General features: G+C 70.6%; 1 protein-coding gene. It reads left to right on the forward strand.

Going from position 1 to position 608, the window contains the following annotated elements; translation table 11 throughout:
* Window positions 1-83: 83 nt before the first annotated feature.
* On the forward strand, window positions 84-608 hold a 525-nt coding region (locus tag KUM32_RS42395; RefSeq protein WP_217146908.1), incomplete at its 3' end, for a helix-turn-helix transcriptional regulator.

The following is a 608-nucleotide window of genomic DNA, read 5'->3' on the forward strand; positions in this document are numbered from 1 at the left end:
GCCCGTAGCCAGGTACCAGAGTCTCCTTATCCTGGTATCGACAGTACCTGGAAAGTGGATTTCCCATCCCGCACCCTGGAGACATGATGACGACCGGGCGGGCCGAGCACCACGACGTACGGCGCGGCGAACTCGCGGCCTTCCTGCGGAGCAGGCGCGAGCGCGTCGTGCCCGAGCAGGTGGGGCTGCCGCGCGGCCGTCGGCGGCGCACTCCGGGGCTGCGCCGCGAGGAGGTGGCGCAGCTCTCGGCGGTGGGCGTGACCTGGTACACGTGGCTTGAGCAGGGGCGCGACATCCACGTCTCGGCGCAGGTGCTCGACGCCATCGCGCGGGCGCTGCTGCTCGACCCCAACGAGCGCGAGCACCTGTTCACGCTCGCGGGGGTGGCCGACCCGGCGCCGGGGACCGAGTGCGCCACCGTCTCCGACCCGATCCGGACGTTGCTGCGGCAGCTCGAACCCATCCCGGCGTGCGTGCAGAACAGCCGCTACGACCTGCTGGCGTACAACCGTACGTACGGCAACCTCCTGTGTGACCTGGACTCCCTGGCCCCGCGGGAGCGCAACTGCATGTGGTTGGCCTTCACGCACCCAGGCTGGGAGCAGGGG

The sequence above is a fragment of the Streptomyces sp. AC627_RSS907 genome (genome assembly GCF_019049165.1).